A 24,861-nucleotide genomic window follows, 5' to 3' on the forward strand; every position below is an offset into this window, starting at 1 on the left:
CACGGCCTTGGTGTAACTGCTGTTCATTTATCGGCCGATTCTAGCGTTTCTTGAATAAATAATCCTCAATTATTTGTGTGTAAAGCTGTCTTTACACTCAGCTGTCGTCTACCTTGAAATATACGGTCATCTGTTCAATTGATGAACAGTTGTTGGGGAGTATTTACTTAAAGGCAGGTTGGAAAATGAACTATCGTCTCTTTCTGGCTGCATTGGTTGTCTTCGCAGCCCCAGTACGGGCAGAACCCATCGGATCTCTCAACGATGCTGTCCAGCGTTCGGTTGAAAGTAACCCCGAGGTGAAAGCCAGCTGGTATAACTTTGAAGCATCAAAAGAAGAAAAACGCGTCGGCAAGGGCGGCTACTACCCTAGCGTCGACCTGGAAGGGCAGATCGGGCATGAACGATTGGACCGGGATGATCAGCCTGCTTTTTCTTACGATCCATGGAACGTTCGCTTGAGCTTAACCCAGATGTTGTTTGATGGGTTTGCCACCAAAAATGAAGTGGATCGACTGGACCACCTCAGTAAGGTCCGCTACTACGAATTCCGAAAAACATCTGAAGACGTAGCACTGGAAACCACCCGTGCGTATCTCGATGTGCTGCGCTACCAGAAGTTGGTGGAGTTGGCGAAACAAAACTACGTCGAACATCGGGATGTCTATGACGACATCAAGCGCCGTACCGATGCAGGTATCGGACGTCGTGTCGATTTTGAGCAAGCCACCGCTCGTTTGGCACTGGCAGAGTCAAATCTGCTGACGGAAGCAACCAACCTGCACGACGTGAGTGCCCGTTTTCAGCGGGTTATCGGTGTGCTGCCGATGGAGCAACTGGAAGATCCTGCGTTTAATCTGGAGCTGATTCCTGCCTCTCGCATCGATGCGCTGAACACTGCTTATGTGATGCACCCGGATATCAGTGCGGCTGAGGAAAATATGCTTGCCGCCCACGCCGCGCGTAAAAACAAAGATGCGGCCATGCTGCCACGGTTAGACCTTCGCTTGCGTAAAGAGATTGAGGATTACACTGACGGCGTTGATGTTGAGCGTGACGAAGAAGCGATTGAACTGGTTATGCGTTACAACCTATACAACGGTGGCTCAGACAGCGCCCGTCAACGCCAGTATGATCGTTTGATCGATTCCGCCTTTCACCAGCGTCGCAAGGTATGCCGCGATGTGCGTCAGCAGGTTGTCATTGCGCACAATGATATTCGCTCCCTGACTGAGCAAGAGAAATATTTGAACCGCAACCAAGCGTCGATCGCCAAGGCGCGGACTGCATACCGCAAGCAGTTTGATATCGGCCAGCGTACCTTGTTGGATTTGCTGGATACCGAAAATGAATACTTCGAAGTTCAGCGTACCTACGTTAATACCGTACACAACCTGAAGCTGGCGCAGGCACGTACCCTGGCTGCTATGGGCCAGTTGGTTTCATCCTTTGATGTGTCTGGTACAGACGGCGCCAGTGTGATGATGGAACGTGATCCCGAAGCGGATGCCTTTGGTCGCTGCCCGCCGGAAGTGCCGGTGCAGCAAACGATCGATAAGGATGCTCTGATCGCCGGCCTGTTGGAGAAAGATGCCCGCTTCCGCGAGGTGGAGGGCAATAAACTCGCCTTCCGCATGGATGTGAAGTTTGAGCTGAACTCTTCGAAACTGGTCAATACCTATGACAAAGATATCAAAGATGCCGCTCAGTACCTGGCAGATAACCCATCAACCGATGCGGTCATTGCAGGCCATACCGACTCTACAGGTACCGATGAATACAACCAGTGGCTGTCGGAGCGCCGTGCCAAGGCGGTGTATGACCGTCTGGTTAACGACCACGGCGTGGATCCAAAACGGTTGAAGGTGGTTGGTTATGGTGAAAGTCAGCCAATGGCGACCAATAAAACCGCCGATGGCAGACGACTCAACCGCCGCGTAGATATGGTGGTAGATAAACCCAAATAGCGTGAGGGACGTTGACTCTCCTCCTGCCCGTCTTGATATCAAGGCGGGCTTTTTTCTGTCTGTCAGCGGTGTGTTCGCTGTGCATGTTGTCTGTTAATACGGGGAATGTAACCTTACCCTGATCTGCTCGATCAACTGGTTGGGAAGCTGGCGATAGTCAGGGTAGGGGACCAGTACAATGCGGTCCTTTATGTAAATTCGCCCATTCTCATCCAGCGGCTGCATGTCATGCGGCTGGTCCATGTCGTCGGTAAACCCCAAGCGTTGCCAACTGGCCTTACCTGCTACCAGGTGCCAACCCTGTCGATCCTCAAGCGCGTCCCCAAAATTTATCTGTTCAGCATGCTTTAGCAATTGCTGATCGCGGTACTCCCGCCAGTTGTCGTTGGGGGCAGCAAGCTTGGCCAGGATGGTGAAGATCTTGCGCCAGTGGTTTCCGTTCAGTTCGGTCAGTTGGGCGATGTCGGGGCGGGTCAGGTCCATCCCCGGCGGGATCTCCGTGGGTGGATTGGGTAGGTACAAGGTGAATGAAGCGCTGGCCGCGCCCATGGTTTTGATCACGTGCCTTTCTCTCCCGACGCGTTTCTAGTTGGCGAGTATGGTAGCGGTCTGAGTGTTTGGGGTGCAATGGGGTACGGGGTTATCTCTTTTCGGCTCAGCTAAGGACTGCGAAGAGATCCTAATCGCATAATAGATGCGTAGGTTGGCCATCGCAAAGCAATGCCCAACATATCGACTCAAACTAGCTCATTAAGTGTTGGGCATCGCTGCGCGATAGCCAACCTACAATGGAGTCGATTTATTGGTACTACGCTATCTGACAATAAAGCAAAAAAAAGCCGTCAGAAGACGGCCGTAAAAAATGGGGGACATTGCTTGTAGTTATTTAGGCGTTCATGATTTCCACATGTTCGCCATTCAAGCGCACTGGGAAGGTGCGCAGTGAGAGGGACTCGTCTTCCAGGCACTCGCCGCTCTTCAGGGCGTAATGCTGCTTGTACAGGGGGGAGGCCACCACCGGTTCGCCGTTCAGGTCGCCGATGATGCCACGTGCGATGACGTTGGCGTTGCTGACCGGGTCATGGTTGCACACCGCAAACAGGCTCTTCTCCTGGCCAGGCAGGTAGAAGAGGGCGATCTGGGCATCGCCCATCTTGGCTGCGACACCGGAGAACGGTACCAGATCGCTTAGGGAGCAGAGGGTTTTCCAATCGATATGAGTTGCACTGTTCATCTGAAATCTCCTTCTATAGTTTGCTCAGTCCGGATCAGGCCGGACGGATCTGATCACGTTCGATGATGTTGATGATTTGCGGGTCGCCGCCCTCTTCGTTGACGAAGGTGCGGAAACGCTTCAGTTTCTCTTCGTCGCTGATGGTGGCTTTCCATTCACACTCGTAGGTTTCGACGACGTGGGCCATCTGGTTTTCCAGCTCTTCGGCCAGACCCAGGGAGTCGTTGATCACCACATCACGCAGGTAATCCAGGCCACCTTCCATGTTGTCCATCCAGACGGAGGTACGCTGCAGGCGGTCACCGGTTTTGATGTAGAACATCAGCACACGGTCTATGTACTTGATCAGGGTTTCGTCATCCAGGTCGGTGGCGAACAGGTCGGCGTGACGCGGTTTCATACCGCCGTTACCACACACGTAGAGGTTCCAGCCGTTCTCGGTGGCGATGACGCCGATGTCCTTACTCTGGGCTTCGGCACACTCACGGGTACAGCCGGAGACAGCGAACTTCAGTTTGTGTGGGGAACGCAGGCCCTTGTAACGGTTCTCGATGTTGATCGCCATGCCTACGCTGTCCTTCACGCCGTAGCGGCACCAGGTGCTGCCGACACAGGATTTAACGGTACGGACGGACTTACCGTAGGCGTGCCCGGTTTCAAAGCCGGCTGCGATCAGCTCTTCCCAGATCAGCGGCAGTTCGTGTAGCTGTGCGCCGAACAGGTCGACACGCTGACCACCGGTGATCTTGGTGTAGAGGTTGTATTTCTTCGCCACTTCACCCAGTACAATCAGCTTGTCCGGAGTGATCTCGCCACCGGCGATACGTGGCACGATGGAGTAGGTGCCGTTCTTCTGCATGTTCGCCATGAAGGTATCGTTGGTGTCCTGCAGGTGAACATGCTCTTCTTTGGTGATCAGTTCGTTCCAGCAGGAGGCCAGCATGTTGCCGACGGCAGGCTTGCAGATGTCGCAACCCAGGCCTTTACCGTGTTTCTCCAGCAACTCCTGGAAACTGCGAATCCCTTCCACACGGATGATGTGGTAGATCTCCTCGCGGGTATGCGGGAAGTGCTCACAGATGTCGGTGCTGACTTCGACGCCGCGTTTCTCCAGCTCGTTATCCACCACACTTTTCAACAGGGCGGCACAACCACCACAACCGGACGCCGCCTTGGTGGCTCCCTTCACCATGCCGACGTCGGTCGCGCCTTCATCGATGGAGCAGCAGATCTGGCCCTTGGTCACGTTCAGGCACGAACAGATAGTCGCAGTCTCAGGCAGCGCATCCGGGCCCAGAGCCGGAGCAGCGGCACCGTCCAGTGACGGCAGGATCAGGCTTTCCGGGTGGGATGGCAGCTCGATGCCGTTCAGCGCGTACTGCAGCAGGGTGTCGTATTCGCTGCAATCGCCGACCAGTACCGCACCCAGCAGGTGTTTCTTGTCTTCGGAGACGATAATGCGTTTGTAGGATTCGGCCGCATCGTCGGAGTATTTGTAGCTGATCGCGCCTGGCGTCATGCCATGGGCATCACCAATGGAGCCTACGTCCACGCCCAGCAGTTTCAGCTTGGTGCTCATATCGGCACCGGTGAATTCCTCAGTGCCGCCCAGCATATGGGAGACAGCTACCTTGGCCATGGAATAGCCCGGCGCAACAAGACCGAAGATTCGATTATTCCACAGGGCGCACTCGCCGATGGCGTAGATGCTTTCATCGGAGGTCTGGCAGTGATTATTCACTACGATACCGCCACGCTCGCCTATCTCGAGTCCACTCTGACGGGCAAGTTCGTCCTGGGGGCGAATACCGGCGGAGAACAGGATCAGATCCGTCTCCAGCTTTTCACCGTCCGCGAAATTCATACGGTGCATTGCGGATTCGCCATCATCGATCAGCTGGGTGTTTTTATTGGTATGTACTTTTACACCCAGGCCTTCGATCTTGCTGCGCAGAAGCTGACCACCGTCTTCATCCAGCTGTACAGCCATCAGACGGGGGGCAAACTCCACTACGTGGGTTTCCATTCCCAGATCACGCAAGGCTTTTGCCGCTTCCAGGCCAAGCAAACCGCCACCGACTACTACGCCCACTTTGGATCCCTTGGCAGCGGCTTCAATAGCCTCTAAATCCTCGATGGTGCGGTAGACAAGGCAGTTTTCCCGATCATGGCCAGGAACCGGTGGGACAAACGGGTAAGATCCGGTGGACAGTACCAGTTTGTCGTAACTCAGCAGGTCACCGTTGGCGGCGGTGACGGTTTTGTTATCGCGGTCGATTGCGACAGCTTTTTCGCCAACGCGTACGTTCAGGCCCCAGCTCTCGTACTGGGCTGGCGTACCCATCGCCAGATCGTCAGCACTGGAGCCGTCAAAGTAGGCGCTCAGGTGCACACGGTCGTAGGCGAGACGGGGTTCTTCACAGAACACGGTGATTTCGTACTGCTCGGCGAAACCAGACTCCACCAGGTTTTCCAGATAGTGGTGGCCCACCATCCCGTTACCGATTACAACTAATTTCTGTTTGCTCATAGGTGAGGTCCTCTTAAGAAGCTGCCGCAATGGTTGTGCGCTCGGTTTCGGTGCCTGCGTCGGCACTCTTTTTCTCGCAGAAAGCGCGGCCAAAAATGATATGTGGGCGGATCGCCCGGATAGTCTGTTGTTCCTGGATCAGGTCGAAGTACCAGTTGCCGTCCTGTACATCGCCGTACATCACCGCGCCAACCAGGCGGTCCTTGCGGAACAGGAGTTTTTTGTAGCTCCCGTTGAAGCGGTCCTTGAAGACCACTGCATCGGTGTCTTCGCTGTCCAGATACTCCCCGGCAGAGTAAAGATCGATGCCGGAGATCTTGAGTTTGGTGGCGGTTGGGTTGACCGCAAAACGGTGGCTGCCGTCGTCGCAGAGCAGGTTGCTCAATACACGCACCTGATCCCAGATTGGCGCCACCAGGCCGAAGGTGTCATCGCCGTACTGGCAGCATTCACCCAGGGCAAAGATCAGGGGATCGCTGGTTTGCATACGGTTATTCACGTGCACACCCCGCTGGCAATCTAGCCCCGCAGCTTCTGCCAGCTCGGCGTGTGGCACGATGCCGATTGCGATGACCACCTGCTGAACCTGCAGCTCGCTGCCGTCAGACAGCAGTACTGAGGAGACATGGCCTTCACCCTTAAATGCCAATGCCTCCTTATCGAGAAGCACGTGGATGCCACGTCTTTTCAGCTCGGCCTGCAGTAACTTGCCTGCCGCTTCGTCTAACTGACGGTTCAACAACCACTCACCCCGGTGCAGCACCGTCACGTCAATGCCCTGCTTACGCAGACCGTACGCCGCTTCAAGGCCCAGCAGTCCACCGCCAATCACCAGCGCGTGTTCGCTGCTGTTGGCCTGCTCTTTGATGCGTTTTACATCGCGCATATTGCGGAAACTGAGGATGCCCTCAAGTTCGCAGTCGCGTACCGCAGCGGGCAGGGCCGGTTCTGACCCTGTTGCGATCACCAGCTTGTCGTAATAGGCCACCTCTCCTCGCTGGCTTGTCACGCACTGGTTGTCGCGGTCGATGCTGATCACCGGATCGTCTGTATGCAGCGTGATGTTATTGCGTGCAAACCAAGCGGTAGGGTGGATCACGATCTCCTTGGCCGTCATCTCCTCGGCGAGAACAGGCGAGAGCATGATCCGGTTATAGCTACCGTGTGGTTCCTGATCGAACACGGTAATGGCGTAACGGTCTGCATCCAGCGCAGTAATTTCGCTGAGCAGTCGCCCGGTCGCCATGCCGTTGCCGATGATCACCAGATGCTCTTTCTTCATGGTCTTTCTCAAACCTTCCTTTCTTCAGGCCAAAAAAAAGGCGTTCATCAACCCCAGTCGGGAAAGCTGGGGTGGATGAACGCCGTTGTTCATGAGTGAGTGAGATTTTATTTTTATTTTTGGCTTAAGGGTCAGCGGGAGTAGCGCTAACGGTCTTAACCGGGTTTTCTTGTTTTTATTTTTGCTTAGGTAGTTAGCATGAGTGGTGCCAACTTTTTTAAGTTATTGAAATTAAATAAAAATTTAATTTTTCATGTGTTTTTGGATGGGTTTTAGCCCGTGAGCAAAGAGTGGAGTGAACTAAAACCGTGCACTGCTATGGATGGGGTGCACCAGATTGTGCGAGGGTAGTGGGGGGGGGGGGCGATGATAGCGTCCGCTTACGGTACAAAGCCATCGCGGGGTCAGGTGCTCATTAGGTGGCTCTTAGCCATATGAAAATGAAAACCAGCTGTTCCCTGGGGGGGGAGCAGCTGGTTGCAATAGACTATTCTGATTGCCTCGAAAAATAGTTAGTAGTTTTTATCCCGCTTCATTCCAAGCGGCCAGCTCCTTCTCCTTTGGCCCGCCTACCAGCAGGCTTACCACTATCATGGAAAGAGAGCCGGAGAGCATGCCATACATGATCGGCTCAAGCGCGGAAACGCCGGTCAAGAAGATCGATATCGTGACCACGATGGCGCTGACGATTATGGAGGAAAGCGCGCCCTGCCAGGAGGCTTTTGGCCAGAAGAAGGCGGCCATTACCGGGACGAAAATACAGCCGGATAGATAAGCGTAAGCGGTATCCAATGCAGTCCATACATCACCGACCCAGACCCCCAGCGCGATCACGACCAGGCTGATAACACCCGTGGCGTAACGGGAAGCCTTCATCTCGGCTTCGTCATCCAGATTGAAAATCGGCCGTAGCAGGTCGTTGGTAACCAAGGTCGCAGCCCCCAGCACAGTGGAGTCCACGGTCGACATCAGTGCCGACATCAACGCCGCCAGGACGATGCCGCTGACGCCCACAGGTAGGACCTCCATCACCAACTGAGGCAAGGCTTCGGAGCTGTTTTCCAGCCCTGGCACCAGGACATAAGCAAGGATGCCGCAGATACCCATGGAGAGTCCCCAGAAGATGGAGAAGCCCCCAGCCGCCAAAGCGCCCTTTTGCGCGATATCTTCGGTTTTGGCGGTGAACATCCGCTGCCAGATCTCCTGGCCGATCATGATGCCGAGGAACAGCAACAGGACGTAAGCCAGCATCCGCTCACCACTGACGTTGGTCATGGAAAAGAATTCCGGCGGAACCTGCGCCACCAGTTCCTCCCAGCCGCCCACTTTATCAACCCCGGTGGGAATCAGAATCAGTATGCCGATAGTCATCAGCACAAACTGAACGACGTCAGTCACGGTGATGGCGATCATACCGCCCATCATGGTGTAAACCATGGTGATCAGTCCGCCGACCACGATGGCGGTATTCATATCCCAGCCAAGCAGGGCTTTCAGGACCGTACCCAGGGCGACGATCTGCACCACCGCGATCATCACAGTATAGAAGGAACTGACCACGGCGCTTACGTAGCGTGTTCCATGGGCATAGCGGCGCTCTAGCATCTCACTTAGCGTATATACCCGAAGACGCGCCAGCTTGCGTGCTAGGAAAAGGCCGATGGCCACAACCCCTAAACCGAACATCAAAGTCGGCCAGGCGCCGGAGAGACCATATTGGTAGGCTTTGGATGCGGATCCGAAGGTGGAGCCTCCACCCAGAATGACGGCCGCGAGGCAGGGAAAGAACACCCAGAACGGCAAGCTACGACCGGCAACCAGGTATTGGGACGTGCTACCACTGGCCCGTTTCATACTAATAAATCCACAGAGGATCATCAGCGCCAGATACGCCAACACGATGATGACGTCGATACTCATAAGCAGCTCCTTAGTTATTTTTATCGAGCGAAGTTGAATTAATACGTAATGAGCCACGAGCCTGACATCAGTGTCCCTTATGTAGACCCCTTTGTCAGTTGGGCCAAGACAGTATCAAATGAGTACTCTGTTTCAATAAATACACAATACCTCATGCTAAGTTTTCAAATACGGAAACATAAGGGTGGTGCCCATTGGATCCGAATCCCGATCAGGCTGATTTAGACGGCGACAGTATTGGTGATGTTCGTGATGATGACCGGGATGGTGATGGTCTGAAAAATAAATGTGATAAATGTCCTGATGACAGTGCTGAGCCATTAGATCGTAAGGGCTGCCCTGTCATTCCATAAGAAGCCAATTAGTTCCTACCAAACGTAAAAGCCTTACCTACTCAAGAAGACTTTTGCCTTTTCAGTCAAAACATCGCCTCAAATGTACCACCTGGCATCAATCGCCAGCTCTTGACGATACATCACTTGATGTCGCCTTTGGGTTGTGGATTCGGTGGATCGTTGCAACGCACTGCAAAGGGCGCTTAACGTAATGGCCGACAACTACGGTATTGATGCCAAAGGTTCAGTTCATAATGGCTTGCTTCAAATGAGACTGGATGTAGTGTGTGGCTCAGCGTTTCCGTGTCCGTATCTGTCTGGCCTTTGTTAACGGTGTGAGGTTGTCTGATGGCATCAAACTAACCTTCAATAACAATGCGGCGCAGGCGCTGAGCCCTAACCCGCTCCATCGCGCAGGAATAGCTGCACCAGATTGAGCAGCAGTAAAATCGCGGCGATGCCCTGCCAGACCTGGGTCGGGTTTTTCTCCAGCAGCGGCTGGTGGCGTACTTTGGCTTCCAGCTGTGAGTTGGGGACAGTCAGATCCTGTATAAACTCCGACAGGGCGTCGTAGCGATTGGCAGGATTGGGTTGCAGGGCTTTACGCAGGCAACCTTCCATCCACAGCGGTAGATCGCGCCGGTGTTGAATCGCCGGGGTGTAGCTGAATTCCGAGTAGTGACTGATCTGTACCTGCTTCACGCTGCGTTCGGCAAACGGCAGTTTGCCGGTCAGCATCTCGTAGACGATCACCGCCAGCGAGAACAGGTCTGCACGAAAGGTACCGGATTCGCCCATCAGGTATTCGGGCGCCACGTAGTTGACCGATCCCTGTGGCACCGACTTATCCAGCGGCGAATTCATCTCTTCGATGCCGGCGATTCGCACGGTGCCAAAATCGAGAATCTTCACCCGACCGTCGCCGTCGATCATGATATTTTCCGGCTTCAGGTCCTGGTGGATCATGTCGGCACGCTGGAAGGCGCGCAGCCCCCGGATGATTTGTGTGGCTAGGCGGCGCACTTCGTCCAGGCCCGGTTCGGGGTGGTCGTTGATCCAGTCGCGCAGGCTCATCCCTTCGATATGTTCACCCAGGTAGTAGAGAAAACGTTTCACCCGTGTAGGACAGAAGGTTTTCATCACATTGGGGTGGTCAATCTTCTGGCCGACCCACTCCTCACGGATAAAGCCGTCCAGATAGAGCGTATCTTCACTGAAGTTCATGGAGGGGGCTTTCAGCACATAGTGCTCACCGGTTTCCAGATCCTTCACCTGATACATATGGCTGCGGGTGCCACTGAAGATTACATCCAGTACTTCGTAGCCGTCGATCTTGTTGCCCACCTCCAGTACCGGTGGGATCGGCAGCTGGGTGAGGCGGTTGTGGCTCTCGTCCAGGGTTTCCTGCGGCAGTTGATCCACGGACAGCAACAGGGCGGTGAGGTTATCATCGCTGCCGTTGTCCATCGCCATCTGCACCAGATCGGCGGCCGTTCTTTCCAAATCACAGCTTTCCAGGTCACCGCCTTGCGACAGGCGCTGGCTGATCTGGGAAGACTTCAGGAATTCATGCACGCCGTCGGTTGTGAGTAGCAACTGGGTGCCGGGTTCCAGCACCATGGAGTTGTAATCCACTTCCAGATGCTGATCGCCACCCATGGCGCGGGCCAGGTAGTTGCGGCCCGCTTCACGGCGGGTGTGGTCCTTGGTGAGCAGTTCCAGTTCACCGTTCTGAAAACGGTAGATACGGGAGTCGCCCACATGGAACCAGTGCACGGTGTTGGATTTGATGATCAGCGCGGAGAAGGTGCAGAGCATGCTGTCCTTCTCCCGGCTCGCCTGGCTGTTTTCCTGATGCAGCCAGTTGTTCAGGCCGGTGAGGACACGGGACACCGAGTGTTTAACACTCCAGCTGTGTGGCGTACTGAAATAATCCTGGATAAAGCCGGTGACACAGGTCTGGCTGGCGATATGGGATTCGGCACAGCTGCTGACACCGTCGGCGATGGCGGCGGCCACGCCCTTAAACTCCAGGTCGATCCCATCAGGCTGCTGCGCGGCAAAGGCGTCCTGGTTGATCGCCTTTACACCGGCGATCGACTTGCCGCCGAAGCGGACGCTGAGTTTCGTGCGGGGTGGCTGCTGGCTGGTCATCATCGTGCTCTTTTATTCTTGGTGTTGGGCATCGCGTTGCGATGGCCAACCTACATTGTGCGTAGGTTGGTCATCACGCAGTGATGCCCAACGATTCAGATCAGGTTATGAAACCTCGATCAGTTCGACGGTGCCGTCTTCTTTCACTTCCGCCATGTGGCCTTTAGGTTCTTCCAGGAACAGCAGGGCGATAAAGCCCAGTACCGCCGTACAGGCGATCACGCTGAAGAAGATCTCGTAGCTCACCATGGACAGCACGGTCAGGTAGAACACCGCTCCCACGTTACCGTAGGCACCGGTCATACCGGCGATCTGGCCGGTCAGACGACGTTTGATCAGCGGTACTACGGCGAATACCGCCCCTTCACCTGCCTGTACGAAGAAGGAGCAGGCCATCGCGGCACCTACGGCCAGAAACAGTGGCCAGGAGCTATCGATCATCGACATGGTGGCGTAACCGACTGCCAGACCCGCTGTCAGGATCAGCAGGGTTTTCTTACGGCCAAAGCGGTCACTTATCCAGCCGCCACCCGGACGGGACATCAAGTTCATGAATGCATAAGCGGATGCCAGCAGGCCTGCATAGACCATATCCAACTCGAACACGTCGGCGAAGAACAGTGGCAGCATGGAAACCACCGCCAGCTCGGAGCCGAAGGTGGCAAAGTAGAGTACGTTCAGTACCGCAACCTGCTTGAATTTGTACTGGTGGACTTCCGGTACCGGCTTTTCGAAGATCTCGCGGTTTACGCTGTAGGCGCTGTAGCAGTCATAAATGAAGATCAGGCTCAGGGTCAGGTAGATGCCCAGCGCGACCGCGTCAGACAGCATGGAGACACCGGCTGGCGACAGTTTCCAGGTCAGCAGCGCCAGTGCAGCGTACATCGGGATCTTCATGATCAGCAGGAATGCAAAGTCAGACTTGCTGGTCACTTCCAATCCACCGATCTTCTTCGGTTTGAAGTAGGTGGAACCTTTTGGCGTATCGGATACGTTTTTGTACCAGATAAAGCTGAAGATCAGGCTGAATGCACCGCTCAGGCCCACGGCGTAACGCCAGCCGTCTTCGCCACCAAACAACAGCGCCAGTGTTGGCAGGGTCATCGCGCCTGCTGCGGAACCGAAGTTACCCCAGCCACCGTAGATGCCTTCTGCGGTGCCTAGCTCGTTGGCCGGGAACCACTCACTTACCATACGGATACCGATCACGAAACCGGCACCGATGAAGCCCAGCAGGAAGCGGGAGATTGCGGCCTGTATAAAGCTGTCGGAGAGGGCGAACATGAAACACGGAATGCTGGCGAGGAACAGCAGCGCAGCATACGTGATGCGTGGACCGAATTTGTCGGTTAGCATGCCGATGATGATACGGGCCGGGATGGTCAGCGCCACGTTCAGGATCAGCAGGGTTTTTACTTCGGACTTGGTCAGGCCGAGGGATTCGGCGATGGAACCCAGCAGGGGGGCGTGGTTAAACCAGACGAAGAAGGTGATAAAGAATGCGATCCAACTGAAGTGCAGGATCTTCATCTTTCCCGTGAAGGAAAGCAGGTTAAGTTTTCCGCTGTCATGCATAAATGTGCCCTCTATAAAAACGCAAAAAGGCGTTCAGCCCGCTCCCTTTGCAGGGGGCGGGGCATGAACGCCTTTGTTCAAAATTGTGCGGCAGAAGCGGTAAATGCGCCTTGGTGGTGCACCATTGCACCGGGCTGGATTGGGAGGCCGCTTTGCCTGACTTAAGCTGTATCCCCAATATTTATGGGGTTTAGGGCTTAAGCCGCTTTAACTTTGTCGTTACCGGTGGTTGTTTCAGCCGTTGAAACAGCGCCGGTTGTTTCTTCTGTAGTATCGTTTTGCAGGTTGCGTGCCAGCTTTTCTTTTTTGGCCGGTTTTGCAGCTGCGTCGCTCTCTTCCGGCTTACGCTGTTTCTCGTACAGGAAGCTCAACACAGCGGCACGGTAGTGGTTGTACTGGGGATCGTCCGCCAGCTCGATACGGTTGCGCGGGCGGGGCAGGTCGATCTCCAGAATCTCACCGACGGTTGCTTCCGGGCCATTGGTCATCATTACGATGCGATCAGACAGCAGCACCGCTTCATCGACATCATGGGTGATCATGATCACGGTATTGTTCAGCTCGTTCTGGATCTCCATCAGGGAGTCCTGCAGGTGGGCACGGGTCAGGGCATCCAGTGCACCAAACGGCTCGTCCATCAGCAATACCTTCGGCTCCATCGCCAGCGCACGGGCTATACCCACACGCTGCTTCATACCACCGGAGATCTCATCCGGGCGTTTGTGCATGGCGTGGGTCATGTGCACCAGTTCAAGGTTGTGCTCGATCCACTCTTTCATTTCCGCCTTGCTTTTTTTGCCCTTGAAGACCTGCTTCACGGCCAGCTCGACGTTTTCATAGGCGGTAAGCCACGGCAGCAGGGAGTGGTTCTGGAATACCACCGCGCGCTCCGGCCCCGGCTCGTTGACTTCTTTGCCGTCCAGCAGGACGCCACCTTTGGTTGCCTGGTAGAGACCGGCGACGATGTTCAGTACGGTGGATTTACCACAACCGGAGTGACCGATCAGGGATATGTACTCGCCCTTTTTGATCTTTAAATTAACGTTGTCCAGGGCCTTAAACGACCCTTTCGGGGTTGGGAATTCAATATCAACCCCGGTCAGTTCGAGATGTGTCGTAGTCATGATTCGTCTCCTTGTGAGGTTGAATTAGCGAAGTACCGCAGTCTTATCCCAGGACACCTTTTTCTGAATCTGCAGCATGACGCGGTCGAGCATGAAGCCAATCAGACCGATCACCAGCACCGCCACCATAATGCGACCGAGGGAGTTGGAGCTGCCGTTCTGGAACTCGTCCCAAACGAATTTACCGAGGCCCGGGTTCTGCGCCAGCATCTCCGCGGCGATCAGTACCATCCAGGCGATACCCAGCGAGAGGCGCAGACCGGTAAACATCATCGGGATGGAGGATGGCAGGACGATCTTCACCACATGGGTCATGAAAGAGAGGCGAAGTACCTGCGATACGTTCTGCAAATCCTTACTGATACCGGAGACACCCACGGCGGTGTTCAGCAGCGTAGGCCACAGGCAGCAGAGGGATACGGTTACCAGCGAGGTGACAAAGGATTTGGCGAACATCGGGTCTTTACTGACATACAGTGCGCTGACCACCATGGTCACCAGTGGCAGCCATGCCAGCGGCGACACCGGTTTAAACAGCTGAATGAGTGGGTTCAGCGCAGAGTAGAGTGGCTGGTTCAGGCCGATCATGATGCCTGCCGGTATGGCGATCAGGGAGGCCAGTACAAAACCGGACAATACGGTTATCAGGCTGGTGCCAATCTGATCGAAGAACGTCGGTTTGCCGGTGTATGGACGGATCTTTACCTTCGCATCCGGGTTCTTGGCCAGCTTCTTGGCGTTACGTTGTTCCTGACGCTCGTAGAAAGCCTGTTCCTTCTGACGTTCAGCCTGGTGTTCGTCGATCAGGCCGAGGGTTTGTTCGTAAACCTGTACAGGCCCGGGAAAGGTACCCAGAGAGGTGTGGATGTTTTTTGCACCGATGTCCCAGATCAGCAGAAATACCAGGATCCCGATCACCGGCATAATCAGCTGCTTGAAAAAGCCCAGCAGTGACGCACCTGGATTCTCGCTCTGGAAGATCGCCAGTACAGGACTAAATAGGTTGGTAGATGATTGACTCATAATGGATACTCCCGCGCTTACTCTCTCGCTCTAAGGCGCCCCCGGACGATGCCCGGCCCGGAGGCGCAGAGGATCAGATCTTCTGATCGTCTTTCAGACCGATTTCAAACTTCTTCAGGTACTCGTTCGGCTTGGTGCCGTCATAGGTGATACCGTCGATGAAGTGGGTCTGAGGCTTCTTGAAGCCGGATTCAGATGCAAAATCCGGGAACTCGTCTGCCGCAATTACACCGTCTGCAATCAGCTCTTCAGCCGCTTTGCGGTAGATGTCAGGACGGTAAACCTTCTTGGCAATGTCCATGTACCAGCTGTCCGGTTTCTGCTCGGAGATCTGACCCCAACGGCGCATCTGGGTCAGGTACCAGATTGCATCGGAGTAGTACGGGTAGGTTGCGTTGTAACGGAAGAATACGTTGAAGTCCGGCACTTCACGTTTGTCGCCTTTCTCGTATTCGAAGGTGCCGGTCATGGAGTTGGCGATTACATTGTAGTCTGCACCCACGTACTGGGACTGGGACAGGATCTTCACCGCTTCCGGACGGTTGGCGTTGTTGTTCTCATCCAGCCATTTGGCTGCACGGATCATCGCTTTCACCACGCGGATATGGGTGTTTGGGTACTCTTCCGCCCAGTGCTTGGATACACCGAATACTTTCTCCGGGTTGTCTTTCCAGATCTCGTAGTCGGTTACAACCGGTACGCCGATGCCTTTGAACACCGCCTGCTGGTTCCATGGCTCACCGACGCAGTAACCGTAGATCGTGCCCGCTTCCATGGTGGCCGGCATCTGCGGAGGAGGGGTTACGGACAGCAGCGCATCAGCGTCGATCTGACCGGAGGTGTCGCCTTTGTGAGGCGCGTAGTAACCCGGGTGGATACCGCCCGCGGCCAGCCAGTAGCGCAGCTCGTAGTTATGGGTAGATACCGGGAATACCATACCCATGTTGAACGGCTTACCTTCCTCCTTATACTTTTCCACAACCGGTTTCAGGGCGTCTGCCTTGATCGGGTGTACCGGTTTGCCGTCCGGACCATTCGGTACGTGCTGCTTCATCTGGCTCCAGATGTCGTTGGAGACGGTGATGCCGTTACCGTTCAGGTCCATGCTGAACGCGGTGATGATATCGGCCTTAGTACCGAAACCGATGGTGGCGCCGAGTGGCTGACCCGCCAGCATATGTGCGCCGTCGAGCTGTCCATCAATCACACGGTCCAACAGGACCTTCCAGTTTGCTTGTGCTTCCAGCTGTACGTAGAGGCCTTCATCCTCGAAGTAACCTTTTTCGTAGGCGATCGCCAGTGGCGCCATATCGGTCAGCTTGATAAAGCCAAACTTCAGATCTTCCTTTTCTGGTTCGCCCAGTTCAGCCATGGCAGGCAGTGAAGCCAGGCTGGCAGCCAATACTGCGGTGCGAATAGCACGACTTAGCAGGGAGTGTGATTTCTTAGACATAGCCATCTCCGTTGATAACCCAAAAATAAAAAAGGCGTCGTTCTCCCGGCCCTTAAAGCTGGGTGAACAGACGCCTTTGCCTGATTCGGTTCAGTGGTTTATCTCGCACCGTCATTGGTGCATATGATGCTCTGGATATAGCAGAGGGCGTGCCAGTTTTTGTAAGTTTAATAAAAACAATGGGTTATGTATTTTTTGCTCCTGGCTGGTGCAGGTTTATTGATTTTGCTGCGCTGCATCATAGGGCGATTGGTTATAATAGAGCATCGTTTTGGCGCAGGTTAAAAGGTCCAAAAAGGAGCAGGGCTGAGTAGATATGTGAAATCTCATATGTGTTGTTTTCCACATTCGCTGTCATGAGATCAGGTTTTCAGTGAGGTTTGCGCGTCAGGGGGAAGGGTAAATAGGGGGATTTTTGAAGGTTCTCTCTCTGTTTGGTTGGCCTACCGAGCGACGCTCGGCAACAGGGGGAGTAGAAGTTCCTGGAATGCTGTTGCTGGTGGTCCTTGTGAACCGCAGCCGTCATGGGTTTGTGGTGAAGCAAACTGTATAAGCATCAGATGTCACAAAACGGAGCCGGTCCGGCTCCGATTTTTCACGATCCTAATCAAGGCTTAAGGAGCCAAGATACTCTTTAACCTCGGGGTACGAGGATTTAAAGGCAATTCCCAAACGTACGCCGTAGGGCTGGGCCAGAACGGAGATCAGATCCCCTTTAAACAGGTAATAGCTATTTTCATTGGGGAAGCGGATCTCAAATGCCATACACAAGCCTGACTGCTGCAGGCTTTTAAACGCTTCCAGCTGGTCGCTTTGTGGAACGCGTATCTGGCAGCCGCTCTGGCTGATATCTTTGATTACGCCTTCAAACAGTTGCTTGCGGCAGTACACCCGTGAAAGCAGAGTGCAAGGGTAGCGGGGCTCTCGTCGCAGATCCTGCAGGAAAATCCGTTCCGGATAGTTCAGCATTAACAGGCGATTCTTGTGTCCTGCGACTTCCATCACGGATGTCTCAAAGGCATACACCACACCCCTATCAACGAGTCGAATAACCAGGTTCTCTTTTACCCTGAAGAAGGCTTCGTACCACTGTAAGGGCATCTGGATTTTGCAGTGGCCCACTTCCAGCTCTTCGGTGGTGGGGAGATGGGCGACAATCACGTTAGTGCCATCAATGCCGACCAGCGAGGTTATGAAGCGTAGTTTCCCGTCCTGGGATGAGATCTGAATGCGGGTTCCTGCCCTGAAGTTCGGTAACTGCTCCACGGGTGTAATGTTCAGTTTTTGCATCCGCTCGTTCCCCTTCAATCCGTTCGTTTTGTTTAAACGGACGTTTGTTGTGTTGTTTTATTTTCTTAAGTTGTAGTCACAAACGGTTGTATACATTGGGATTATTTTGCGGATTCTCTGGTATTTTTTATTGCGGCAGTTGGCGGAGGGAGCGTGGAGGTAGCGAAGCGTGTGATGGCGTTTGCTTTTGGAAAGGGGAATCAGGCGCCGTGGAAAGGGGAGAATTAGCGCCTGATTTGGGACGGCTTATGCTTCAGAATCTTGTCCGGATTTATCCGCCGGCTGCTGTTCGTCGGCACTGGTGTTTGCAGCCTGCTCCTGCTGCTTAACTTCGTCGGTATCCTGTCCACCGCATACACCACAACATGAACTCATATGACCTCCTTATGGCTGTTTAGGCGTGTTTGTTTAATCGTTGTTGAGAGCGATTAGGATAGTAACCAAGTAAATCGGTCGGGAACTTGACCAATGTTAGTTTCCCGACCTGATTTGTTTTTAAGCGTGTTGCGAGAAACGCTCCAGCCCCAGCGCTTTGGAATAGATGTCGTGTCGGTAGACCTGCCGCGCGATCTGGTCACGATCGCCACCGTGCCACTGACCCCAGCGCTCCATCTGCTCAAGCATCAGGTGTGCATGGCTGAGGGATGGGCAGTTCACCCCAGGCCCAAAGAACGACTGCATAATCGGCAGCACAGTGTCTGACTGGCCCAATGGGATGGCACTTTGATCCAGATACGGTGGCAGCCTGAGCAGCTCGAGAGCTTCTGCATGGTTGTCGTTGTGGCTGAGCCACTCGCAGGCGTTTACCAGCGCCCGAATCAGTGCTTCATGAGTATTCGGGTGGGCATCGGCCCAGTGTTGGGTAACACCAAATACTTTCTCGATCGAATCGGGCCAGATTTGATAGCCGGTGAGTGCGACGGTGCCTTCTCCGCATTGCTGTGCCAGGCTGTTCCAGGGCTCCCCGGCGCAATAACCATCGATCATACGGTCATGCATGGTGCTGATCATCTGGGTTGGCGGCACTGCAATCAGGGTGACATCGGTATCGGGGTTGATACCGCTGGCGGTGAGCCAGTAGCGCAGCTGATAGTGCTGGCAGGAGTAGGGATACACGGTAGCAAACACCGGTTTGGTGCGCAGTGTGCTGATCCATTGTTTCAGGGCATTACCCACTTCGGCCGGGTTGGGCCGGTCGCGCAGCTGTGGGCTCAGTGCCCGATACAGCTCGGCAGAAAGGGTTACGGCGTTGCCGTTCATGCTCAGGGCGAGCCCGGTTACCATCGGTGTGGGGCGTGATCCAAGGCCCAGTGTGGCGGCCAGCGGCATCGGTGAAAGCATCTGGGCACCGTCCAGCAGGCCAAAGCTGACCTTGTCGCGAATGTTGGCCCAGTTGGATTCACGTGACAGAACAACGTTAAGCCCTTCTGTTGCAAAAAAACCTTTTTCACGTGCGATAACCAGTGGCGCACAATCCAGCAGCGGCACGAAGCCTAGTTTTAAGGCTGTTTTTTCAGGTGTTGCAATACTCATACTTCGTGGTTCCTCGTACTTACCGCTTGCCTGCGTTCGGCAGGGTAGTGAGCTCCAGGATATCGATCACGCTCTGGGCCACCTCCACCAGTTTCTGGCTGCGATCCATCGCCAGCTTGCGCAGGGTTTTATACGCCTGCTCTTCATCACATCCCTGATGTTTCATCAGCATCCCCTTGGCCTTTTCAACCACCTTACGTTCCGACAGCTGGGATTTGGTCTTCTCCAGCTCGGTGCGCAGGGAGTGGAAGGCATCAAACTGGGCGATGGCGGTGTCCATGATCGCTTTCACCCGGTCAGTTTGCAGACCGTCGGCGACATAGGCGCTGACACCGGCACTGATTGCAGCGGAGATACTTTCGCTGTCGTCGGCCTTTTCGGCGAAGAAAACGATGGGGCGTGGATTGCTGCGGCTCATGGCCGCCATGCTTTCGAGCGTGTCTCGATTGGGAGAGTCCATATCGATAATCACCATATCCGGGCTGAGTTCGCTGACCTGATCACAGAGTCGGTGCGAATCGGACAGGTGACACACCACCTTATGACCAAGCGCATTCAGGGCATCAAACAGCGCATCGGCACGGGTGGGTTCGTCATCGATAATCAATACATCGAGTGAACGGGAGTCTTTCATCTACTACCTAACCTATTTGGAGCGAGATAGAGACTCTGCAAAAAATGTGCCTTTATGTTTTTCGAATGTTGGCACGAGCATTGCTAAACCTGTGTATGGAGTTTGGAGTTAACTGAGCTTCATTTTGCGTTAACTAAGACGTTTATAGTTGCTGGGCAATGTCGCCCGATACCGGTCTCTCCTGGCCTGGTATCGGGCTTTTTTTTTGGAGGTTTCACATGAATTCTAAAACAACCTGTCCTTACTGTGGTGTGGGCTGTGGTGTAGAAATCATGCGGGATGCAGGGCAGGTAAGCGGGGTTCGTGGTGATAAGAATCATCCAGCCAACATTGGCCGACTGTGTGTGAAAGGTTCCAGTTTGCACGAGACGTTAGACAGTCATGGCCGCCTGTTAAAGCCTTATGTGGATGGCCTGCCAATGCACTGGGATGATGCCCTGAATGAGGTCGCTGAACGCTTTGTCCGCACTATTGAGGAGCACGGCCCTGACTCTGTTGCACTGTATCTGTCGGGTCAGCTGCTGACCGAAGACTATTACGTTGCCAATAAACTGATGAAAGGATTTATTGGTACTGCAAACATCGACACCAACTCCCGCCTGTGTATGGCATCCACGGTGGTTGGCCATAAACGCGCCTTTGGTAGCGACACCGTGCCGGGCTGCTATGACGATATAGAAAAAGCCGATCTGATTGTGCTGGTCGGCTCCAACACTGCCTGGAACCACCCGATCCTGTTCCAGCGTATGGTTCAGGCGAAAAAGACCAATCCAAACCTGAAAGTGGTGGTGATCGATCCGCGTGAAACAGCCACGTGCCGTCTGGCGGACCTGCACCTGGCATTGAAACCAGGCAGTGATACCCGCCTGTTTAATGGCCTGCTTAGCTGGCTGGCGGGTAACGACTATCTGGATCAGGACTATATCAACCGTCACACCGATGGCTTTCAGTATGCGTTGGACGCGGCGGTAAACAGTGCCGGTGATCCGCGCCAACTGGCCGAAGATTGTGATTTGCCGGTGGAATCATTGCTCACCTTCTTTAACTGGTTTGGTGCCACGGAAAAGACGATCACCTTCTTTTCTCAGGGCTCCAACCAGTCCGCCAGCGGTGTGGATAATGTCAATGCAATTACCAACTGCCACCTGGCAACCGGCCGTGTCGGCCATCCGGGACAGGGGCCGTTCTCTCTGACCGGCCAGCCCAATGCGATGGGCGGTCGCGAAGTGGGTGGCCTGGCCAACCAGCTGGCGGCGCACATGGACTTTGACGAGGTCTCTATCGATCGGCTGAGACGTTTCTGGCAGGCGCCGAATATGGCCACTCAGCCGGGTCTGAAAGCGGTGGAGCTGTTTCAGGCGATTGAGCGCGGCGAGGTGAAAGCGGTCTGGATCATGGCCACTAACCCGGTCGTGAGTCTGCCGGATGCGGACCAGATCAAGCGGGCGCTGGATAAGTGTGAAACCGTGGTGGTGTCGGAGTGTGTCAGCGGCAGCGATACCGCCAAGTACGCGGATATCCTGTTGCCAGCGACCGGCTGGAGTGAAAAAGACGGCACGGTGACCAACTCCGAGCGCCGTATATCCCGCCAGCGAGGTCTGATCCCAGCCACCGGAGAAGCCCGTCACGATTGGTGGACGCTGTGTGAAGTCGCGAAACGCCTGGGTTACGCGGAGGCCTTCAATTACAGCCATCCCCACGAGATTTTTGCCGAGCACGCGGCACTGTCCGGTTTCGAGAACGATGGCAGTCGCGATTTCGATATCAGTTACTTTGCCGGGATCGACCGCTTTACTTATGACAACCTGAAACCGGTACAGTGGCCGGTTACCACGGACACACCGGAAGGTACTTCGCGCCTGTTTGGCGATGGCCGGTTCTTTACGCCATCCGGACGTGCCCGTTTTGTGGAGATCATTCCGCGGGCACCGGTGCAGAAGCCAACCGACCGTACGCCGCTGGTGATGAATACCGGCCGTATTCGCGATCAGTGGCACACCATGACCCGCACCGGTACCGCACCACGCCTGTTCAATCACCGCGAGGAGCCCTTTGTAGAGGTGCATCCACGGGATGCGGCGATCCGCAATATCAGCAACGGCACCTTGGTGAAAGTGACCAACAGCCAGGCCAGCTACTTTGCCCGTGCCCGGATCGAAGAGGGGCAGCGTAAAGGTGAGATCTTCGTGCCGATGCACTGGAACGAAGCCTTTACCTCACAGGGGCGGATGGGCGCGCTGGTGGCCCCGGTAACCGATCCGCTTTCGGGGCAACCGGAATCCAAGCACGCTGCTGTGCAGATGGAACCGCTGAATGAGAAATGGGAAGGCTGGCTGCTCACCGCCAAGTCGATCTCGGTACCCGAGGTGGATTACTGGGCACGTATCCCGAAGACCAACTGTGACGCCTACCACATTGCGGGGCTGGATAGAGTGGACAGCTGGGAGCATTGGTGTATCGACCATCTGGGTGAAGCTGACCTGTGGATTGAGGATCCGGCCCGTCGTTCATTTCGGGCGGCCGGGTTGTTGCACGGACGCCTGAATTGGGTGCTGTTGATCACGCCATACAACAGTTTTCCATCCACCGACTGGATCGATCAGCTGTTTACCCAGCCATCCCTGGACAGCCAGCAGTACCGCTATCTGTTGAGCGCCACCAACGTGGAGATGGAAGATCCGGGCACTATTATCTGCAGCTGTTACCAAGTGGGCACCACTGCCATCGACAAAGCGATCAAACAGGGCTGCGGATCGGCTGCAGCACTGGGTGAAAAACTCAAATGTGGTACCAATTGTGGTTCCTGCATCCCTGAGTTGGAAGGCTTTTTCACCAAGGCTGGATAGGCTGTACAGAGCGGTTCTGACACTGTTTAACAACGCCGTTTTTGATGGGGGAATGTGGAGAGGTTTTCCCGTCGTAAACGGCGTTTTTTATGCGCCGGAATAATTGTTGATGCCGGTCAATGCCGCACTCTGCGGGGAGGAGGAGACTGAACTCAAGGAACGAGAACTAGACTGAAGGGGAACCTTAATGAGCATCGAACACCACGACCTGGTACATGACTTCCCAGAACTGCGTGAGCGTATCCACGAGAAGAAAATGACTGACGCACACTTTGCTCGCCTGTTTAACGAATATCATGATTTGACCAAAGACGTGGAACGTATGGAAACCGAAATCGAGCCTGTGACCACGCAGACCGAGGAGGAGCACAAACTGAAGCGTGTACAGCTCAAAGACAAACTGTATCAGATGCTGATTAACTGATACGGCTTCACAACCGGAAAATACCCGCCACTGAGCGGGTATTTTTTTTGTCCGGGTTAAAGTCCACCCTTGGTCAGTTTGGTTGGATCCAGCAGACGGGCCAGCTCGTCTCGAGACAGGTCGGTGTTTTCTTCGGCTACATCGATAATGGCGCGTTTCTCTTTGTAAGCCTGTTTTGCAATTTCCGCTGCTTTCAGATACCCGATGATCGGGTTCAGGGCGGTCACCAGAATCGGGTTCTGGTGCAGGGCTTCGGTCAGTTTCGCTTCGTTGACGGTGAAGCTGGCGATCGCTTTGTCGGCCAGCAGGGCGGTGCTGTTGGCCAGCAGTTCGATGCTGTTCAGCAGGTTGTAGGCGATCATCGGTAGCATCACGTTCAGCTCGAAGTTGCCGGACTGGCCACCGAGGGTGATTGCGGTGTCATTACCGATCACCTGGGCGGCGACCATTGCGGCCGCTTCCGGGATTACCGGGTTGACCTTGCCCGGCATGATAGAGGAGCCTGGCTGCAGCGCTTCCAGCGAGATCTCGCCGAGGCCTGCCAGCGGGCCGGAGTTCATCCAGCGCAGGTCGTTGGCGATCTTCATCACCGACACAGCAGTCGCCTTCAACTGTCCGGACAGCGCCACGGCGGTATCCTGGGAGCCGATCAGTGCGAACAGGTTCTCTCCCGGTCTGAAGGTGATGTTGGTCAGACCGCTCAGGTTTTTGTTGAAGGCACTGGCAAAATCCGGGTGGGCATTGATGCCGGTACCCACGGCGGTGCCGCCCTGAGCCAGGGTCTGGATCGCCGGTTGCATCGCTTCCAGGTTCTGGATGTTTTGGCGGATCTGCGCTGCCCAACCGTGCAGGGACTGGTCCATGCGCACCGGCATGGCATCCATCAGGTGGGTGCGACCGGTTTTACAGTAGTCCTTCACCGCCTCGGCTTTGGTTTCGATGGTGCTCAGCAGGTGGCGCAGGGCGGGCAGCAATGCGTGGTCCAGCTGTATAGCTGCACTCACATGGACCGCACTTGGGATCACATCGTTGCTGCTCTGACCAAAGTTAACGTGGTCGTTGGCACTGATGGTCTCGCCCAGCTTACGGGAGGCGAGGGTCGCTATCACCTCGTTGACGTTCATGTTGGAGCTGGTGCCCGAACCGGTCTGGAACACATCCACCGGGAAATGTTGCATCAGGTCTTCGCTTGCCAGCAGTTCTGAACAGACCGAGATAATGGCATCAGCCTGGGGTTGGGTCAGGCATTTAAGTTGGCTGTTACTGATCGCCGCCGCAGATTTGATCAGCAGCAGAGCACGGATGAAGGCCACGGGCATCGCCTGGCCGCTGATCGGGAAGTTGTTGACGGCGCGTTGGGTCTGGGCGCCATACAGAGCATCGGCAGGTACCTCTAGTTCGCCCATACTGTCCCGTTCAATGCGTGTAGTGCTCATAGTGACTCCCTCTACGTTTAGAATTGAATTAAAAAGTGTGGCTTAGAACGGAGAAGTGATAGCGCCGTTAGACGGTGTTGGCTTTTCTTCTTCGTTGATGT

19 protein-coding genes are annotated in these 24,861 nt (G+C 54.8%); 4 read left to right on the forward strand and 15 right to left on the reverse strand.

Annotated elements, in window-relative coordinates:
• The first annotated feature begins 185 nt into the window (after positions 1-185).
• Positions 186-1,967, forward strand: coding sequence for a TolC family outer membrane protein (locus QKW35_RS13745; RefSeq protein WP_282353942.1), 1,782 nt, complete (start codon positions 186-188; stop codon positions 1,965-1,967).
• Positions 1,968-2,060: 93 nt separating this feature from the next.
• Here QKW35_RS13745 and QKW35_RS13750 read toward each other — a convergent pair whose 3' ends face one another.
• The 5 genes from QKW35_RS13750 to QKW35_RS13770 form a co-directional block, all read right to left on the reverse strand.
• On the reverse strand, positions 2,061-2,528 hold the full coding sequence (locus tag QKW35_RS13750; protein ID WP_282353943.1) for a DUF6942 family protein: 468 nt from the start codon (positions 2,526-2,528) through the stop codon (positions 2,061-2,063).
• Between the two features lie 325 nt (positions 2,529-2,853).
• Positions 2,854-3,201 carry a nitrite reductase small subunit NirD gene (gene nirD, locus QKW35_RS13755; protein ID WP_282353944.1) on the reverse strand — a complete coding sequence of 116 codons (348 nt, stop codon included), beginning with the start codon at positions 3,199-3,201 and terminating at the stop codon, positions 2,854-2,856.
• A gap of 34 nt (positions 3,202-3,235) precedes the next feature.
• The gene (gene nirB / locus QKW35_RS13760) at positions 3,236-5,731 is read right to left on the reverse strand and encodes a nitrite reductase large subunit NirB (RefSeq protein WP_282353945.1); all 2,496 of its coding nucleotides are present in this window, start codon (positions 5,729-5,731) and stop codon (positions 3,236-3,238) included.
• Between the two features lie 13 nt (positions 5,732-5,744).
• Positions 5,745-7,013 (reverse strand): NAD(P)/FAD-dependent oxidoreductase, encoded by a 1,269-nt coding sequence (locus tag QKW35_RS13765; protein WP_282353947.1) that lies wholly within the window; start codon positions 7,011-7,013, stop codon positions 5,745-5,747.
• A gap of 522 nt (positions 7,014-7,535) precedes the next feature.
• Complete coding sequence (locus QKW35_RS13770) at positions 7,536-8,933, reverse strand: sodium:solute symporter family transporter (RefSeq protein WP_282353948.1); 1,398 nt, start codon at positions 8,931-8,933, stop codon at positions 7,536-7,538.
• A gap of 194 nt (positions 8,934-9,127) precedes the next feature.
• Here QKW35_RS13770 and QKW35_RS13775 point away from each other — a divergent pair, with 194 nt between their 5' ends.
• The gene (locus QKW35_RS13775; RefSeq protein WP_282353950.1) at positions 9,128-9,286 is read left to right on the forward strand and encodes a thrombospondin type 3 repeat-containing protein; all 159 of its coding nucleotides are present in this window, start codon (positions 9,128-9,130) and stop codon (positions 9,284-9,286) included.
• Positions 9,287-9,664: 378 nt separating this feature from the next.
• Here the strand turns inward: QKW35_RS13775 and QKW35_RS13780 are convergent, their stop codons facing one another.
• From QKW35_RS13780 to QKW35_RS13820, 9 genes are all read right to left on the reverse strand, one after another.
• Complete coding sequence (locus QKW35_RS13780; protein WP_282353952.1) at positions 9,665-11,422, reverse strand: bifunctional protein-serine/threonine kinase/phosphatase; 1,758 nt, start codon at positions 11,420-11,422, stop codon at positions 9,665-9,667.
• A gap of 105 nt (positions 11,423-11,527) precedes the next feature.
• Positions 11,528-12,997 (reverse strand): NarK family nitrate/nitrite MFS transporter, encoded by a 1,470-nt coding sequence (locus tag QKW35_RS13785; protein ID WP_282353954.1) that lies wholly within the window; start codon positions 12,995-12,997, stop codon positions 11,528-11,530.
• 197 nt (positions 12,998-13,194) lie between these two features.
• A complete protein-coding gene (locus QKW35_RS13790; RefSeq protein WP_282353957.1) occupies positions 13,195-14,121 on the reverse strand; it encodes an ABC transporter ATP-binding protein in 927 nt (308 codons plus the stop codon).
• Positions 14,122-14,145: 24 nt separating this feature from the next.
• Positions 14,146-15,144 carry an ABC transporter permease gene (locus QKW35_RS13795; protein ID WP_282353959.1) on the reverse strand — a complete coding sequence of 333 codons (999 nt, stop codon included), beginning with the start codon at positions 15,142-15,144 and terminating at the stop codon, positions 14,146-14,148.
• A gap of 73 nt (positions 15,145-15,217) precedes the next feature.
• Positions 15,218-16,597, reverse strand: a complete 1,380-nt coding sequence (locus QKW35_RS13800; protein ID WP_282353961.1) for a CmpA/NrtA family ABC transporter substrate-binding protein — start codon at positions 16,595-16,597, stop codon at positions 15,218-15,220.
• Positions 16,598-17,200: 603 nt separating this feature from the next.
• Positions 17,201-17,887, reverse strand: a complete 687-nt coding sequence (locus tag QKW35_RS13805) for a flagellar brake domain-containing protein (protein WP_282353963.1) — start codon at positions 17,885-17,887, stop codon at positions 17,201-17,203.
• Positions 17,888-18,133: 246 nt separating this feature from the next.
• Positions 18,134-18,262 carry a hypothetical protein gene (locus tag QKW35_RS13810; protein WP_282353966.1) on the reverse strand — a complete coding sequence of 43 codons (129 nt, stop codon included), beginning with the start codon at positions 18,260-18,262 and terminating at the stop codon, positions 18,134-18,136.
• A 120-nt stretch (positions 18,263-18,382) separates the two neighbouring features.
• Positions 18,383-19,420, reverse strand: coding sequence for a CmpA/NrtA family ABC transporter substrate-binding protein (locus QKW35_RS13815; RefSeq protein ID WP_282353967.1), 1,038 nt, complete (start codon positions 19,418-19,420; stop codon positions 18,383-18,385).
• 19 nt (positions 19,421-19,439) lie between these two features.
• The gene (locus QKW35_RS13820) at positions 19,440-20,054 is read right to left on the reverse strand and encodes an ANTAR domain-containing response regulator (protein ID WP_282353969.1); all 615 of its coding nucleotides are present in this window, start codon (positions 20,052-20,054) and stop codon (positions 19,440-19,442) included.
• 218 nt (positions 20,055-20,272) lie between these two features.
• Between QKW35_RS13820 and QKW35_RS13825 the strand changes: the two genes are divergently transcribed.
• Complete coding sequence (locus QKW35_RS13825) at positions 20,273-22,900, forward strand: nitrate reductase (protein WP_282353970.1); 2,628 nt, start codon at positions 20,273-20,275, stop codon at positions 22,898-22,900.
• A 187-nt stretch (positions 22,901-23,087) separates the two neighbouring features.
• Entirely contained in the window at positions 23,088-23,324 is a 237-nt protein-coding gene (locus tag QKW35_RS13830) for an HP1242/YdcH family protein (protein ID WP_282353971.1), read from the forward strand.
• 56 nt (positions 23,325-23,380) lie between these two features.
• Here QKW35_RS13830 and QKW35_RS13835 read toward each other — a convergent pair whose 3' ends face one another.
• Positions 23,381-24,760, reverse strand: coding sequence for a class II fumarate hydratase (locus QKW35_RS13835; RefSeq protein ID WP_282353973.1), 1,380 nt, complete (start codon positions 24,758-24,760; stop codon positions 23,381-23,383).
• Positions 24,761-24,861 lie beyond the last annotated feature (101 nt).

The organism is Pontibacterium granulatum (assembly GCF_029961155.1).
GTDB classification, from domain to species: domain Bacteria; phylum Pseudomonadota; class Gammaproteobacteria; order Pseudomonadales; family Balneatricaceae; genus Pontibacterium; species Pontibacterium granulatum.